The sequence below is a fragment of the Rubinisphaera italica genome (assembly GCF_007859715.1).
In the GTDB taxonomy this organism is placed as follows: Bacteria; Planctomycetota; Planctomycetia; order Planctomycetales; family Planctomycetaceae; genus Rubinisphaera; species Rubinisphaera italica.
Window position 1 is genome coordinate 640,816 of sequence record NZ_SJPG01000001.1, and the last position, 15,729, is coordinate 656,544.

The 15,729-nt window shown below is 48.1% G+C and carries 7 protein-coding genes; 6 read left to right on the top strand and 1 reads right to left on the bottom strand.

Going from position 1 to position 15,729, the window contains the following annotated elements:
• Window positions 1-174: 174 nt before the first annotated feature.
• The 6 genes from Pan54_RS02520 (at window position 175) to Pan54_RS02545 (ending at window position 13,882) form a co-directional block, all read left to right on the top strand.
• Window positions 175-1,059, top strand: coding sequence for a homocysteine S-methyltransferase family protein (locus Pan54_RS02520; RefSeq protein WP_146502000.1), 885 nt, complete (start codon window positions 175-177; stop codon window positions 1,057-1,059).
• 561 nt (window positions 1,060-1,620) lie between these two features.
• Complete coding sequence (locus Pan54_RS02525; RefSeq protein ID WP_146502001.1) at window positions 1,621-6,498, top strand: beta strand repeat-containing protein; 4,878 nt, start codon at window positions 1,621-1,623, stop codon at window positions 6,496-6,498.
• Window positions 6,499-6,711: 213 nt separating this feature from the next.
• On the top strand, window positions 6,712-8,199 hold the full coding sequence (locus Pan54_RS02530; protein WP_146502002.1) for a BBP7 family outer membrane beta-barrel protein: 1,488 nt from the start codon (window positions 6,712-6,714) through the stop codon (window positions 8,197-8,199).
• A 639-nt stretch (window positions 8,200-8,838) separates the two neighbouring features.
• Window positions 8,839-9,261, top strand: a complete 423-nt coding sequence (locus tag Pan54_RS02535; protein WP_242631201.1) for a division/cell wall cluster transcriptional repressor MraZ — start codon at window positions 8,839-8,841, stop codon at window positions 9,259-9,261.
• 429 nt (window positions 9,262-9,690) lie between these two features.
• Complete coding sequence (locus Pan54_RS02540) at window positions 9,691-11,331, top strand: MFS transporter (protein ID WP_146502004.1); 1,641 nt, start codon at window positions 9,691-9,693, stop codon at window positions 11,329-11,331.
• A 130-nt stretch (window positions 11,332-11,461) separates the two neighbouring features.
• Window positions 11,462-13,882 (top strand): right-handed parallel beta-helix repeat-containing protein, encoded by a 2,421-nt coding sequence (locus Pan54_RS02545; RefSeq protein WP_146502005.1) that lies wholly within the window; start codon window positions 11,462-11,464, stop codon window positions 13,880-13,882.
• Window positions 13,883-14,001: 119 nt separating this feature from the next.
• Here the strand turns inward: Pan54_RS02545 and Pan54_RS02550 are convergent, their stop codons facing one another.
• Window positions 14,002-15,534, bottom strand: coding sequence for a hypothetical protein (locus Pan54_RS02550; protein WP_146502006.1), 1,533 nt, complete (start codon window positions 15,532-15,534; stop codon window positions 14,002-14,004).
• Window positions 15,535-15,729: the final 195 nt, after the last annotated feature.

A 15,729-nucleotide genomic window follows, 5' to 3' on the forward strand; every position in this document is an offset into this window, starting at 1 on the left:
CCAATTCGAACAGGGTTTATAGCCTTTTCAACGAATTTGTAGCGGGTGATTGACTGGAATAATAGGTCTTAAACCATCAAAAAGCCGCTACTGCAAACTGCAGCAGGAATGCATGACAACAGGGTGTGTTGCAGTTATTGGTCACCAAAATAATTACCTGACAGGGGGACCAGGATGCCTCATTCATTGCAGGATCTTTTGCAAAAAACGAATCGCACCCTCATTCTGGATGGACCGCTTGGGACGGAATTGACCAGACGTGGCTTTAATGTTGATCGAACAGGCTGGTCGGCTCGGGCATTGATAGAAAATCCTGAATTGATCCTGCAGATCCATCAAGATTATGTCGCAGCGGGCGCAAATCTGCTGACCGCTAACACTTTCCGCACCCATGCCGTGAATTTGAAGGAGTGGAATCCCTCACAAAATGCTCGTGAGTTAACCTCTTTCGCTGTTGATCTGGCTCGACAGGCAGCAGGGGATTCTATTCTGGTTTGTGGATCGGTAGCACCTCTTGGAGATAGTTATCACCCCCAGACCAACTATCGTGAAGACTGGCTCATTGAACAACATGAAAGAATGCTGCAAAATCTCATCTCTGCCGGGATTGATGCCCTCCTGGTTGAAACTCAGACAACTTTTCAGGAGCTGAAGGTTCTCCTGCATCTATCAGGGAAATATTCCATTCAGACAATGCTCAGTGTGGTGAGTTTCGATGGTTTGCATTTACTGGATGGAACGCCGCTCTCGGATGTCGCAGAATTGGTTTCCAATTCTCAAATCGTGGCGTTGGGTTGCAATTGTGTGCCCATTGAAATCGTGGACAATGTGCTTAATTCCTTAAATAACAATCTTTTACCAAAAATTGTGTATGCCAATTCAGGTGTTCTGAAACCTGATGGGACCTGGGTTCAATCACTTGGAGGCAATGTTGAAACGCATACCGCAATTGCAAAGAACTGGATTCGGCAGGGAGTTCGCATATTGGGTGGCTGTTGCGGGACGTCTGTGCCTTTAATTGCAAAATTTGCAGAGGAGTTTGGTTCGAATCTGGAGTGAGTTCTTACTGAGAGAAAATAGATTTCGAGTGAAGTTGGTTCATTTAATTTTGATCAATCACTTGGGGCAGCTCCCCACTTTTTATTGAAATTTGATACACAGGCCTTCCTGATGTTAAATAAAGTCCGAGAATTCCAGACTATTTTGAATTCATGGCAACTTTAGTCAAATTTCCAGAGAGTTTTGAAAAAATTGAAGAATGGTCCGGTTATAACGAAAGCGGAATGGCTCGAAGTGCCGAAGATGATGAGGGAAGGTAAAAATACCGGAATCAGTCTTTCCACGCGAAGTCACATCCGATACTTTCCACTCCAACCTCAATATTCCATTCCCAACACCCCTCTGCGGGTGATTCCAACTAAATCATATATCACGACAATCCACTGAGAAATCAACAATCTGTTGATTTGCAGTACACCCCAAGTTTCACATCGACCGACTACCAGTGAATTCAATTCCTGAATGAGCTGGACCCTTCCAATCGTTGCGGCGTATTAAATGATTTTCAAAGTTTAATTCGCTCACTTCCCATCACAATTCCCCTGATTCCAGGTGACGTCTGTGTTGCGATCTCCGTTGACATTACGCACAACAGGGCAGGCCCGCATGAATACACTCAATAAGACTCTCGAACGCATTGCGACTCTGTTAGGAAAGCGCGACAAATGTTCCGCTCGACTGCGATGTCGTAACCAGCGATCAACTTTGGAATCAGAAGGAATGTTGCTTCCGCGAGCACGTTCGACAGGAAATCCAACGACATCCATGGCTAAACAACATTCGGGTTATTCCAAAACGAAGTTTCGGCACAAATCCTTAGCCGCAACGGTCTGTACGATAGTCTCTTTGATGTTCGGGAGCATGACAGCCAATGCCGACGAGCGTCCCTTGCCACCGTCGATGCCGTTCGATGTCGCCGCTCAAAACAATACGCAACAGACATTTACCATTGGAGCCCCGGAACCCGACTACTATTCCATGAATCCCGGCTATCCGGAACAGATGATTCAGGAACGTGGCCAGGGCTACTATTTCCGTGCCGGACATCAAGGTGGAAAAGCGCTCGGGACTGAAGAATCACTGACGTTCTTCGAAGCGATGCCCTACACCTTCTGGGAAGAAACCATGTTCCTGGCAGACATGCGTCTGTGGGCACTTAACAGTGGTCGCATGGGGGGATCGGTCGGTGCTGGTTTCCGACGCTACTTCCCGCAAATCGATCGTACTTTCGGCTTGATCACCTGGTTCGATGTCGATGCCACACATCCGGAGGATTTCACAGATGTGACAATCTCACTGGAATCTCATGGCTCGATTCTCGACTGGGATACGAATATCTACATTCCGTTTGATTTACGCAAACAGGATATCGGACTGGACTTTGCGGATGGTTCTCAGAAGTTCGTTGGCAATAACATTCTGTTCGATCAGATCCGCACCTCTGCCTATTCACTGGAAGGTTTCGATACCAAGTGGACGACTCCAATTGGAACCGAATTCGGCCGAACTCACGACATGCGTGTCGGAGCTGGTTTTTACAATTTTAATCATCCAGACATTGATAGCATCTGGGGTTGGTCGGGAGAAATCTCTGCTAACTTCATGCGAAATCTTGATGTCAGTATGCTTGTGACTGACGATGAAACTTTCGATACCCGCGTAACGGTCAATGCGTCCTGGACCTTCGACCCGAATAACGACACCGGGGAACGCGGCCGGACCTGGGATCGAATGATCCTGCCACCAAAACGTTTGTGGACAGTTCCGAAAGCGGAAGTCGCTGTCGTGGAAGCCGATCAGATTGCGATCAATCCAACAACAGGACTGCCCTATTATGTAGTGCATGTCGATTCCATCACGGGAACCAATGCTCCCGGTAATGGAGCAGTTGAGAATCCATTCAATACAATCGAAAGTGCAATCAACGGCGCGAATGCCGTTCCAATTGATACTTACGATACGGTCTTCGTCTGGAGCGGTTCCACATTCGATTCTCAGCCGACAATTGTTGTGCCGGAAGGCAAACGCTTCCTCGGTGGTGGCGATCGTGTCGAACACCTATTCAATTACAACGAATTTGGTTTGCTGGCTGGTCCACGAGCCCGCAATAATTACGACGATGGCATTTTCGATCCTCGTCCTTTGTTTACTAATCTGGGCGTACCAGGAGGTCCTGGAGTCACGTTTGATCTCATCGGTGCAGCTGGCGGCACAGTTATCTCTAACGATGATACCGAATTCTCTGGCTTCGTCCTTGGAAATCCTGACGGAACCGATCCGGCCTCAGGAGATTCCGACTCGTTCAATCCTGCTACAACAACGGCTCCAGGACAAGGTCCACTGGGTAATGGTATTGAATTCGTAACTCTAACAACCAACAGTACGGTTTCCCGCTTTGTCGATATCAACGGAGCTCTTAACAATGGACTCGATTTCACAGGGACAGATGGAACTTTTGATCTCCAGAGTCTGATTGTGAATCAATCTGGCAATCACGAAATGTTTGTCGCAGGTGGTAGTCCAGACATAACGATGAAGTCCTCCACTCGAGGCGAAACTGATTCGCGAGTCGATTCCGTCGTCGTCAATCGCGATAATGGTTCGGCTGTGATTCCAAATACACTGACCGGAGTCGCCGGAGATAATCACGATCTGGTTGTGCAGGCGACAACCGGAGGAAGTGTTATTTGGACAGACGTCATCACGAATGATAATGGTGGCGATGGCTTCATTATCACTGGTGCAGCTCAAAGTGATGTGACCATTCCAGTTAGTACAACCATCATTAATAGCCGCGGCAATGGAGTTGGCGTCTTTCCAGGCGTTGATGGAAATATTGTGATCTCGGGAACGCGTACAGATGGTAATCCCTCGGGAATTCCCATGACGATTACGAATCCCGAAGAAAATGCAATTCAGATTGGTCTTGCGACTGCTCCAATCACGGCAACCTTAGCCGATGTGACCTTTGTGCAACCAATATCGATCAACCAGCTGGATCGCATGAATTCTGGAATTATCATATCCAACACTGCGGGAAACACGATCTTCCAGACATCTGCGACAACTCAAATCGCATATAACACTGCGACAACGGGAACCGCCTCTGCATTTGAATTCTTCCAGAACTTCGGTGGGAATTTGACTTTAAACAATGCGATGTCGATTACCAACTCAGGTGGAGCAGGTCTGCGGATTTCGAATGACGACAACATTCCAGCCGGGGTCACTCCGGGAGTCTTCCGATATCTTGCCGGTTCTGGAGGATCAACACTTACGATTACAAATGCAGCTGCAACACAGGGAGTCGGCGGAGCAGCAATCGTGATCGGAGCGGATCCACCAGCAGGTGCTCCCAACAATTCACCAGCAGGTACTGGGTATGAGTCGAATGTTATCTTCGATATTCCGATCAATATCACGAATTCGAACGGTGCTGGGATTCGTATCGACTCGAACACAGGCAATATCACATTCTCAGACACCGCCAATATCGATACCAACCTGACCGGTGGAACATCGATTGTGGGGATCTTTAATAATTCAGGGGATGTCTTCTTCAGTTCGCTTGATGTTCAGGGTTTTATCTCTCCTGATGTCGATTTCGTGGATGACAATGAGCCGACTGCCGCTGAACTTGCTGCCATGTTCGCTTCGCTCGATATGCGGTTGAATACAGGATCACTCACATTCAATGATATTACAATTCAGGGTGGCAACACCCAAAACAATATCCAGGGTTCAACCGGGATCTTCGGATATAACAATAATCAAATCGTGATCAATGATGGTGATGTCGATGTCAACTTTGCGACAGCAGTGGAAATTTTCACTGCAGATAGTGCCGTCGGAGCAGGACTGATTTATAACTTGACCGACTTAAATCTGGAGTTAAGCAATGTTGAATCGACAAATGCTCCTGACCATGGAGTACATCTGGCAAATGTAAAAGGCCAGGCAACCTTCAATGGAGGAGATCTCACTGGAGCAGGGACAAACTTCGGCAGCGGGTTCCCCGGACCGAACTTCGAGGCGGGGATTTATGTCGACAACAGTTTTGTCAGAGGTCTTGAAACTGCGAACTTTGGCAATCCGAATCCAAATGCAAACGGATTGATATTCGGTCAGGCACGACAGTTCACACTGGATGTTAACGATCTGAATATTGACCTGAACACAGCCGGTATTCTTGCCATCGCGATTGATGACGTCTCGGTTGATACAGGTAGCTTCACACTTAATAGTCGAGAAGCGATTGACTTGCGAAATGTTGTCACAGCACAGGTCATTGGTTCTGACTTCACAAACAATCAGGTGAGCTCAACCATTGGTGACTTCGGATCGCAATCGACGGCAACAATTCGATCAGTCATGACGCTGACACTCAACGACGATAACTCGGGGCTTGATAACAACCCGACGTTTTACGACCTGGTTATCGGACCACGAAATTCTGATTTTGACGACCCCACCGCAGATAATGATCAGAATACATTCGATGACGACTTCTCTCACTTCTCCATCCTGATGCAGAACCAGGCCCAGGACAATGTGATAGGAGTATTGGATAATGGATTTAACGGTACCGAGACTGGCTTTATCGTCAATAATAATGCTTTCAACGCTGCTGGAACCTCAAGGGATTTCCAGGGATTTATTCACTATCGGGACATTTCGGGGGCCAATTCTCGGACCAACATCAATATCGTGATGAACGAGATGGAAGCTGCAGATGATAGCGTTACGAACGCTTCTCTCACCGATACGGACCAGGGGGCAATTGGAGTCATTCACATTTCTGACGAAACCGTGAATGACGATGACCTCGTCTTCAATGCCATCGACAACCTGATGGACCTTGGAGAAGAAGGCTCGATTGGCTTCTACTTTATCGATCAGGGTGAAGGCTCGATTACAATTAACATTGATGATAATCCTGATGATGGGTTGACCGAAGGTGGACTTGAGATAAACGATCCCAACTTTGCAGATCTCACCATAGCAGAAGGCCCGGCCTTCTACTTCGATCTGGAAACGGATGCCCAAATCAGTATTCAGAATCTTGAGATTCAGATCACGGAAGATGAAGACACCACTGGTGGCGGAAATGTTGCAACGACCATCGACGAACAACGTGTCTTCTTCTTCGACAATGTCTCGGGGACTGCTGATATCGATATCGGTGGCAATACCATCCTCATTGACGATGCTGGTGCCTTGATTAATCCACTCACCGGACTGCTGTTCTTAGTCAATGATATTCTGGTGACAGAATTCGATGCTGCCAGCGGAGAAATTACTCTGAATAGTCAAAACGACAATACCGTTTTGATTAACCCCTTGTTGATCCAGTTGACTAATCCCGACTTACTGTTTGATGCTCCGATTTCCGCAGATTTCACAGGGCAGCTGCAGTTCAACGGAATCTTTGTGCCTTAATCCGGCAAGTTTGAGATGAGGCTGCGAAAAGATCGTGGCCTCGGTATAAAATTTGTACTCGACGAAATTGTATAGAGAACATTTGGTTTGGAATTCTTGTTAAGCACGACAACAGTGTGCATTGCAGAGATTCTATGACCAATGATATGCCCGCACAGGGCACTTCACCGAGACTTTGTGTGACCTCGCAGGAAGAATGGACCAGGACTCAAAATGACCAGATCGATTTCTTCCAACGAGGAACTGCCACCGTCATTCTTCGGGATGAGAGTTATGTATTTGATATGGAATAAGACAGGTTTTCTGAAGTCTGCGTCATTTCTATTGGCGACAGTTATCAGAACCCTTAAGAATAATCAAACCCTGCGACGGGCCTCTTTTTGTGTGATGCTCTGCATGTTCGGAGTTTCTATCGAAACCTGTCAGGCACAACCTTACGCGCCAGGCTTTGAGTCTCAATTGGCAGGAGGTTCCCCCTGGGATGCCCGGCAACGGCAATATTACGAACAGGTCCCCGCCGATCGTGGTGGATTTTATGAAGAAGTCTCGCCCTTAGATCGCTTTCTCCAACAGGTTGCCGCACAATCTTGGATTCAAGTCGATTACCTGCTCTGGAATCTGGGTCAAAACGATGAAGGTGTGATCGGGGAAGAGGTCCTCAATGTGGAATATCCGCAATATGGTTATGGCGTATTTGACCGTGCGACAGGAACATCTCCAACGGATTCCGTAGGTGGCACTCGTAACGGCTATGCTCCCACAATGGGAATCGTCGACCTCAATAGTATGAATGGTTTGAGGCTCAAGTATGGTTTGAAAACAACAACGGGGGCTTTAGAAGCCAGCACGATGTGGATTTTTCAGACGGATCGCAGTGCCTCTCAGGCTCCTTTTGTATTCCGTAACCCGGCTCCAAGTCAAAATCCAAACATTACAACAATAGGAACTCCACCCGCGCCAGCACTGGACACCACGGGGGTGACCGCCATCCCCTTCCTGAGAGATAGTGCCATTACCAACAGTGCATTAATTTTTGATACGTCCTACGCTGTCGACTACAGCTCGTCAATGTTCGGCACAGAAATCAATTATCTCTGGGACGACGATCGTCCAATCAATGGTTTCCACCTCAATTTTCTACTCGGGGCTCGCTATCTCAAACTCGACGAAACGATGACACAAATTGGTGTCGATAGTGATGTCGCCACTGATGCGAACAATAACGACATTACTTATTTTCGCACCGCGACGATCGCATCCGAAGCGATCAATCAGCTTTACGGACCACAAATCGGGTTTCGCATGGAACTCGTCGAGGATCGAGTAACATTTGGTGCACAGCCAGCATTGACACTGGCAGTCAACCATATTGACTCACGCGTCTCGACCAACAATCTGTTCCAGGGTGATGACCCCACAACGACGACTGTTGACGAATCGACCGCACCAACAACCAGCTTCTTCAATCAGGATAAACTTTCGCCAATATTCAGTCTCGCATTGTACTCCAAAATTCGTCTCTTCGAGAATGTACAACTCTATGCCAGCTACGACCTGCTGTTTCTGTATGCGGTTTCACGACCCGGACAAAATGTGATCTACGATGACGATGGTGATCAAATCCCCGATATCTATGTTGATCCCAAACAAACCAATATGCTCACTCAGGGTTTGACCGTCGGAACCATCTTTGAGTTCTAGTGCTGTAATCCAATAAAAAACAGGGAGGCACTGGCTTTGCCAGTGCCTTGTCCATTCAGTGTTAGTCTCGACTTGCACTGGTGGCTTTCGTTTGCAGTTTACAGTAGCGAATTGTTGATGGTTTAAGCCCTGTTATTCCAGTCGATCACCCGCTAAATATTCGTGGAAACGGCTATAAACGCAATGTGCGTATTTTCCCGAAGTGGTGGATTGGCTCAGGCAGAACGGGGAACATTAGTTTTGGAACTGCTCTAAAGTCTTCAACTAATAACGCCCTTGCAAAGGCTCGATACGTTTCGTTCGGCTCTAAATGACCATGCACATTCTTAACGGTGACTCTCGTGTTTTGTGATTGAACAGCAGATCCACAGTCTATCACATGACAGGATCGTTATTTGGGAAGATTACCCAATATTGCTGTATTGAGGGCTTGCAGGTGGGAAATCTGCCTATTATCATCAATCTGCGAATCAGGAATTCCGTCTCGAAATTGATTTAATCGAGTCCGGGGATCCTCATGATGGATCAAATGACTTAATGGCAGGGAGGACTTTCAGCTCACTTCAGTAAATTTCGGGCATCATGGGTGATTCTTTAATTCAAGGAGAATGTAAAAGAACACTCGACGATAGATTTCGATTGTCACTGCCCTCTGAATTCGGCTCTGCAATTTCGGATGATCAGGGAGAAACTATTGTGGTGAAGGAGCGTTTCGGTTGCCTGAGTTTGTGGTCGGCCAGTCAATGGCAGACACGGATGGATCAGGGGGTTGAACTCATTCGTCAGAAAATACTTTCAGGTCGGATGGAGCATCGCTGGGGAGAAGTTCAGCGGCTCGGTCGGCTTCTCTCAACACGACAAGTGACCATCAAACTGGCAAATCGATCGCGGTTATTGATTCCGGAGAACTTCCGAGAGTTTCTGGGAGTTGATGCCAATCGGGAAGTACAGATTGTGGGTGCGGTTGTTTGTGTAGAAATCTGGAATCCGGAGGCCTGGATCGAAACATTGAAGCTGGAAATGCCAGGTTTCAACCCCTTATTTAAGGATTTGAGTTCATAAGGCTAGCCAATTAAGGAACTTTCCGGGCAGGGACAGGGAAGCTGTAGCTCGCTCAGCGAATCAGAGTTGCTCTTGTATAACCCATGGACGGGCCCACTGCATGGACGCAGGAGAAAATACTCCACCGGCGCGGAAAGTTTTTTCTTTTCCCAGCGAACTCTCTGAACGAAACGTTCAGATTTGAGATTGCCAAAGTGCTTCGACGAACTGCTCTTCCATTCCGCTCTTGATGAACACATCTTGACGGATGTTTCCATTTTACTGGGATCTGAGACCACGATTGCGTTGAAAATGCATGGAATCAGGGATAGCATGCTTCGATCAACATATTCTGATTTCACCTCACCAGTTTGAGACCGACACCATCGGATTCTTCTCTAAAAGACCGAGAACAACTGCTAGACTGATAACAACCAGGAGACGCCGCGCATGAGTACCCAGCCAACAGAAGCCATCAGTTCCAACGCCTACCGGCTATTATGGGCCGGTTTTACTGCAATTTTAGCCGCGGGAGTGGGGTTCGCCATTCGTGGAGGAATCCTCGATAACTGGGCTGGTGAATATGGTTTCACGAATTCTCAACTGGGAGCAATTGGTGGAGCAGGTTTCACGGGATTCTGTTTCGGGATTATCATTGGTGGAGTGATCGTTGATAAAATCGGTTACGGCTGGTTGGTTGTTGCTGCGTTTGTCTTTCATGTTGCCTCAGCCATTGTTACCTTCATGCCTACGCCCGACATGGCACAGGGAACGGTCTATGCTTTTCTATTCTGGGGAACATTCCTGTTCGCCATCGCAAACGGAACACTTGAAGCAGTTGCAAACCCATTGGTTGCGACACTGTTTCCAACGAAACGAACTCACTACCTGAATATTCTGCATGCCAGCTGGCCGGCCGGACTGGTTCTGGGAAGTGCGATGGGTTGGGTTCTTGACGACCGTGTCGGCATGCACTGGAAATTTCAGCTGGCTTTGTTCCTGGTGCCAACTGTCATTTATGGATTGATGTTCTTTGGGCAGAAATTCCCCAAATCAGAAGCTTCTGAAAGCGGATTGAGTCTGGGAGAAATGCTTCGAGAAGTTGGTATCTTTGGCGGTGCCGTCGCCTGTTTCTTCCTGGCACTGTTTTTTGCAGGTGTACTCGGTCCTATCTTCCCAGACGCTCAAACTGGAAACTATGTTGGTTACGCCATCGGTGGAGTACTGCTGATTGCCGTTGGAATTCTTACGAATTTCTCACTCGGCTCCTGGCTCATCTTCGTCCTGTTCATCACTCACGCACTTGTCGGGGCTGTTGAGTTGGGAACAGATGGTTGGATTCAGAATATCACAGGCAATATTTTGAGTTCAGAACAAGGGAAATGGTTATTCGTTTACACATCCACAATCATGTTCCTGTTGCGATTCTGTGCAGACTTCATTGAGAAAAAACTGGGCCTTTCTCCAGTCGGAATTCTGCTCGTCTGTTCGATCCTGGCATGTGTCGGCTTGAATCTTGCCAGTGGTATTACAACCTTTGCTGGTGCATTGGTTGCACTTGGAGTGTATGCGGTAGGTAAAACATTCTTCTGGCCTACAATGCTTGCTGTTATTGGAGACCGATTTCCCCGAACCGGTGCTGTCGCGATGAGCATCATGGGTGGTATTGGAATGATGTCCGCAGGCCTGATTGGATCAGCTGGATTGGGTTATGCCAAAGATCGATATGCCGGTGAAACTCTCAAAGTTGCTGATGTTCAGGTTTACGAAGAATACAAAGCGGATTCATCGAGTCAATTTTTATTCTTTGGAGAAGTGACCGGACTCGATGGTCAGAAGTTTGAAGAGATTAAAAAAATTGACCCAGCAGATCGCACGGAAGCTCAGGATTTAGTTGTTGAATCCAGCATCACAGGTGATCGCAAGACTCTGGTAGCGGACTCCTTTATTCCAGGTACAATGGCGATCATCTATCTGCTGCTGTTCTTCTACTTCAAATCGATTGGTGGCTACAAAACCGTGCACTTGGCAGGCACTAAAGCTGAGGAAATCGATAAAAACGATGAAGTCATTCCAGCTCACGAAAGCTAAGCTGACAAGCTTGCAAAGATAAATTCAAAAGCCTCCGGGATCTTTTTCCGGAGGCTTTTGTTATGCTTAAAATTCAAATTACACATTCCACGACAATCCTTCTGATCCTCCAGAAACCAGAAAGTCGATCATGTTACGATTCCTCTTCCCCGCACTCCTCCTGACATGCAGTTTGCCTGCGTTATCTATTGCGCAATCGCCCAATGAATTTCTAGTCGCGGAACCGACGACTGCCGCTTTACTGCAAACGCTGGATGATGTTCGCAGCATTCGGGAACAGCAGTCCGATCCGGTCACGATTGTCATTCCTGAAGGACGCTATGAATTTTCAGAACCGTTAACTCTCGATGCACAACTTGTCGGTCGAGGTTTGAAATTGGTGGCCGCAGAATCTGGCAAGGTTGTGTTTGCGGGAAGTCAGCAGCTTTCGATTTCTAAGCGGGAAGAGAACGGTCGCCTGCATTACCAGTTGCCACAAGGCTGGAATAAGAATGGTCAACCACGTGCGATGATTGTTAATGGCAAACTCTCTTCGCCGGCCCGTTTTCCAAACCAGGGATATTTGCGTATCGAAAAGGCACTCGAGGATCGACGCAGTGGATTTATTGTTCAAGCAGGAGACCTCTCCGCAGAAAACAAATTGCCAGCCTCAGGATACGATTTGATTCTGATGCACGACTGGTCCAGCAGCCGATTGCCAGTGGGATCATTCGATGCAGAATCTCGCACACTGAAAACCGTTGGCCCGATCGGCTGCTCTGCTCGACATTACGCGATTGATCATTTTGAAAAGCAGCCGCGATATTATCTGGAAGGTCATGCCAACTTTGCGGATCTCCCGGGCGAATGGTTTATCGATGCCGAGAATTCCGAACTGATTATGCTTCCTTCTGCCTCTCAGGAAGAACCGATTATTGCCTTGCCCGTTTTGACGACACTCTTCTCCGCGATTGGAACCGATGATTCGCCCATCACAAATCTCTCGGTTCAGGGAATTACATTTTCCGAAACGGCATTCCCGATGCCAGCCGGAGGATTGGCAGGAGCACAGGCTTCCATGCATGAGCCACGGGATGCATCAGGAAAGAGAACGACTTCCGATCGACCAATGCTGCCGGCTGGGGTTTATATCGAGAATGCCAAAGGCTGCCGCTTTCAGGGATGTCAGTTTCAGGCGATGGGAGGGACGGGCCTCTGGTTCTCCAACCGCACGACTAACTGCTTGATGCAACGCTGCAAAGTGACTGATGTGGGCGGGAATGGATTGAATCTGGGAGAAAATAATTCTCGTCGCGTGGATGGAAAAGCGTGGTATCAGTCTGCTCCCGAGCAGGTGCCGACGGCTAATAAAATCGATCAATGTGAAGTGAGTCAATGTGGAGTGATCCTGCCAGGTTCCGTCGCCATCTGGGCTCCATTGAATCGTGAGTTGGAAATCACAAACAATAACATTCACGATTGTCCCTACACTGGAATTTCCCTCGGCTGGATGTGGAATCCTTCCAACACCCCAGCTGGGAATAATCGCATTGCCGACAATCGCATCCAATACATGATGCAGGTCCTGAGTGATGGCGGCGGGATTTACACGCTGGGACTGCAGCCGGACAGTGTGATCGAAAACAATCTGATTACCGACATTCCTCTCAATGCTGGCCGAGCAGAATCGAACGGCATGTTTCTGGATGAAGGTTCGACGGGCTTTACGATCCGCAATAATGAAATCCGCAGGATTGATCGTTCGCCCATTCGCTTTCATAAAGCGGGAGAGAACCTCGTCGAAAACAATCGCTGGGAACTGGCAACAGAATCGACTCCTCCAGTGCGATTTAATAACACTCCCGAAAAGAATATTACAATTGTCGATAACACAGTGCTTGAGACACAAAAACGCATCTTCCTGATCGGCAATTCACTAACCTGGGATACGATTCCGAGTCGACTCGATGAAGGTGTCGAGTGGCATGTCGATTGTGGAAAGAGTCTCAAATATATTCAGGAACATCCCGAACAACCTTGTGTTGGAACCTCCCGTCTCTGGCCACTCGCATTTCGCTCGGCTCAATACGATCTCATCTCTTTTCAGCCCCATTATGGCACAACCCTCGAAGAAGATTTTGCAACGATTTCAGAGTGGCTCGAACTGCAGCCGAACGCGACGGTTATCATTCACACAGGCTGGGCTCGACATGCAGAATTGAAAGCAGAGTTTGCCGATGATGATTCCGCAGGAACTCTGACGCATAGTCAGGCTTATTTTGAGGCCTTACTCAAGCAGTTGCGAGACGCGTATCCCGATCGCGAATTCCGCAGTACTCAGGCGATGAACGCTTTGCAACAGATTCAGCAGGACATCGATACTGGTAATGCTCCGCTGGAAAACATCGAGCAGATGTATCGCGACAGCATCCACATGACAATTGGACCGGGACGCTATCTGATGCACAACATGATGCGAAAAGCGATGGGACAAAAACCTGTTTCTGACGGATTTCCAGAGTTTGATCCGGAGTTGAAAACTTATCTGGATGGTGTAATGCAGCAGTTTTGAATTCGCATCTTAAGGATAAGTTTATACTCAAGTTGGTGCCACGGCTCTATGAGCCGTGTAAATCGATGTCGATGATAAAAAGCACAGCTCATAGAGCCGAGGCACAACAGAACCGCTGTTTATTTTGAAACGGCAGCATTCAATTGCAGTTCCTGAAACTGAGTTTTGAAGATCTGCAGTTTTTCGTTGAATCGTTCGCGATCCAGGTCATCGACCCGCTCAAGTTGAAGTGCATTTTCAAGTCGAGTGATGGCCGCCTGATGTTCCCCGGTTCGCCACTCGGCTAAGGCGTATTGATACTGAACCACCGGCAATTCCGGGGAGACCTGACTGGCCTGTTTCCAGAGAGCCGAGTCATTTCGCCAGACAGACAATTGTTGAACAGATATGGCAGAATAAGCCAGAACGACCAGCCCCGCAGTTAAAGCGGCAATCCGAAAAGACGTCTGCGGCTTCAGAGTTCGAATACTAAAGTCAGGGTGGCGGGGGCGCTCCGCTTCAGCGGAAGCCCCCGAGCTCTCAACATTTTGGGGGCTTCTGTGCGATAACGCCACCGCCATTCCACGATAAAATACAGACTCCACTGCTGCCACCATCAATCCAAAGAAGGCGATGCAGGGTAGATAGAGATAGCGGTCATTCATCAAGGTCGTTAGTGGAAAAAAATTTAAGACCGGAATCATCAATGCAAGAGCACTTAACGAGGCGAACAGAATCAGCGGTTGCGATTCCCGTTTCATCCAGATCCACACTGCAATAATTCCCCAGGCGAATACGGAAACAGCAATCGCGGCTCCAATTCCCTGGATTGTCGGATCGTAAAGGATGGCCAGATCGGTCGGCCAGAGCAGCATGCCGACGTACTTCCACATCAGCACGGAATCAATCCCCAGGATCTCGAGTTTACTGTGACCGAGATGATGTCGGATACCGCCCGTTTGCGAGTTTTGAGAACCGGCTGTCAGCAGAATGAACCAGATGGCCAGCAACCCGCTGACAAACTGCCGGGCCAGCGAATCGGCGAAAGAGCGTCGACGCACAATAATGTCATAGACAAAAACGATACCCGGAACGACCACAGCCGAGGCTTTGCACATCAAGGCGACGACAAACAGAATCGTTCCTGATAACTCGTCCTGTGAAGTTCGTTCGCGTTTTAACCAGAAGAGCAGTGACAGCAGAATGAAAGCCGAGGACAGTAAGCCTTTACGAGCAGAAATCCAGACGACCGATTCGATTTGAATCGGGTGAATCGCAAATAACAGCGCGACTACCAATGCAAACACGTGTCGCGTTGTGATCTGCCGCACGAGTAAAAAAACAAGTATCGCGTTAATGCCATGCAGCAGAACATTCGTCAGATGATATCCCCCCGCCCATTTGCCCCACAGCGAGTGATCAATCAGGTAAGAAAAGATCGTCAGCGGAGCGAAATTCCGTGTGACCGTTTCGGTGCAGATTCCATACAGATTCTGGAAAGACCAACTTTGGACGAGCGGATTGCGATGGATATACCAGGGATCATCCCAGTTTACAAAATCAAAAGTGACAGAAATCCCAAAGACCGCCAACACAAGACCGAACAATAGAAACATCGCGCGCCGTGTATGCAAGGCAACATCGTATTCCGGTTGTTGAGGTTGAGAGTCCATAAGCCCGGTGCCACGGCTCTGTGAGCCGTGTTTTTGGTCGTCGATTGCAATTCGCACGGCTCACAGAACCGTGGCACATTCAATTCAAGCGTAGCTTACGATTTCCTCAGCAGCGAATTTCCCGATGCATCTCGATGTTGCGTTTTTGAAACCGATTCCTGCAACCGTTATAAGCGTTACAGGATGGGCGGCTGG

Coding starts and splice junctions, on each gene's coding strand:
- Pan54_RS02530 (WP_146502002.1), top strand. CDS start 6,712: ATGACCAGATCGATTTCTTCCAACGAGGAACTGCCACCGTCATTCTTC.
- Pan54_RS02520 (WP_146502000.1), top strand. CDS start 175: ATGCCTCATTCATTGCAGGATCTTTTGCAAAAAACGAATCGCACCCTC.
- Pan54_RS02550 (WP_146502006.1), bottom strand. CDS start 15,534: ATGGACTCTCAACCTCAACAACCGGAATACGATGTTGCCTTGCATACA.
- Pan54_RS02545 (WP_146502005.1), top strand. CDS start 11,462: ATGTTACGATTCCTCTTCCCCGCACTCCTCCTGACATGCAGTTTGCCT.
- Pan54_RS02540 (WP_146502004.1), top strand. CDS start 9,691: ATGAGTACCCAGCCAACAGAAGCCATCAGTTCCAACGCCTACCGGCTA.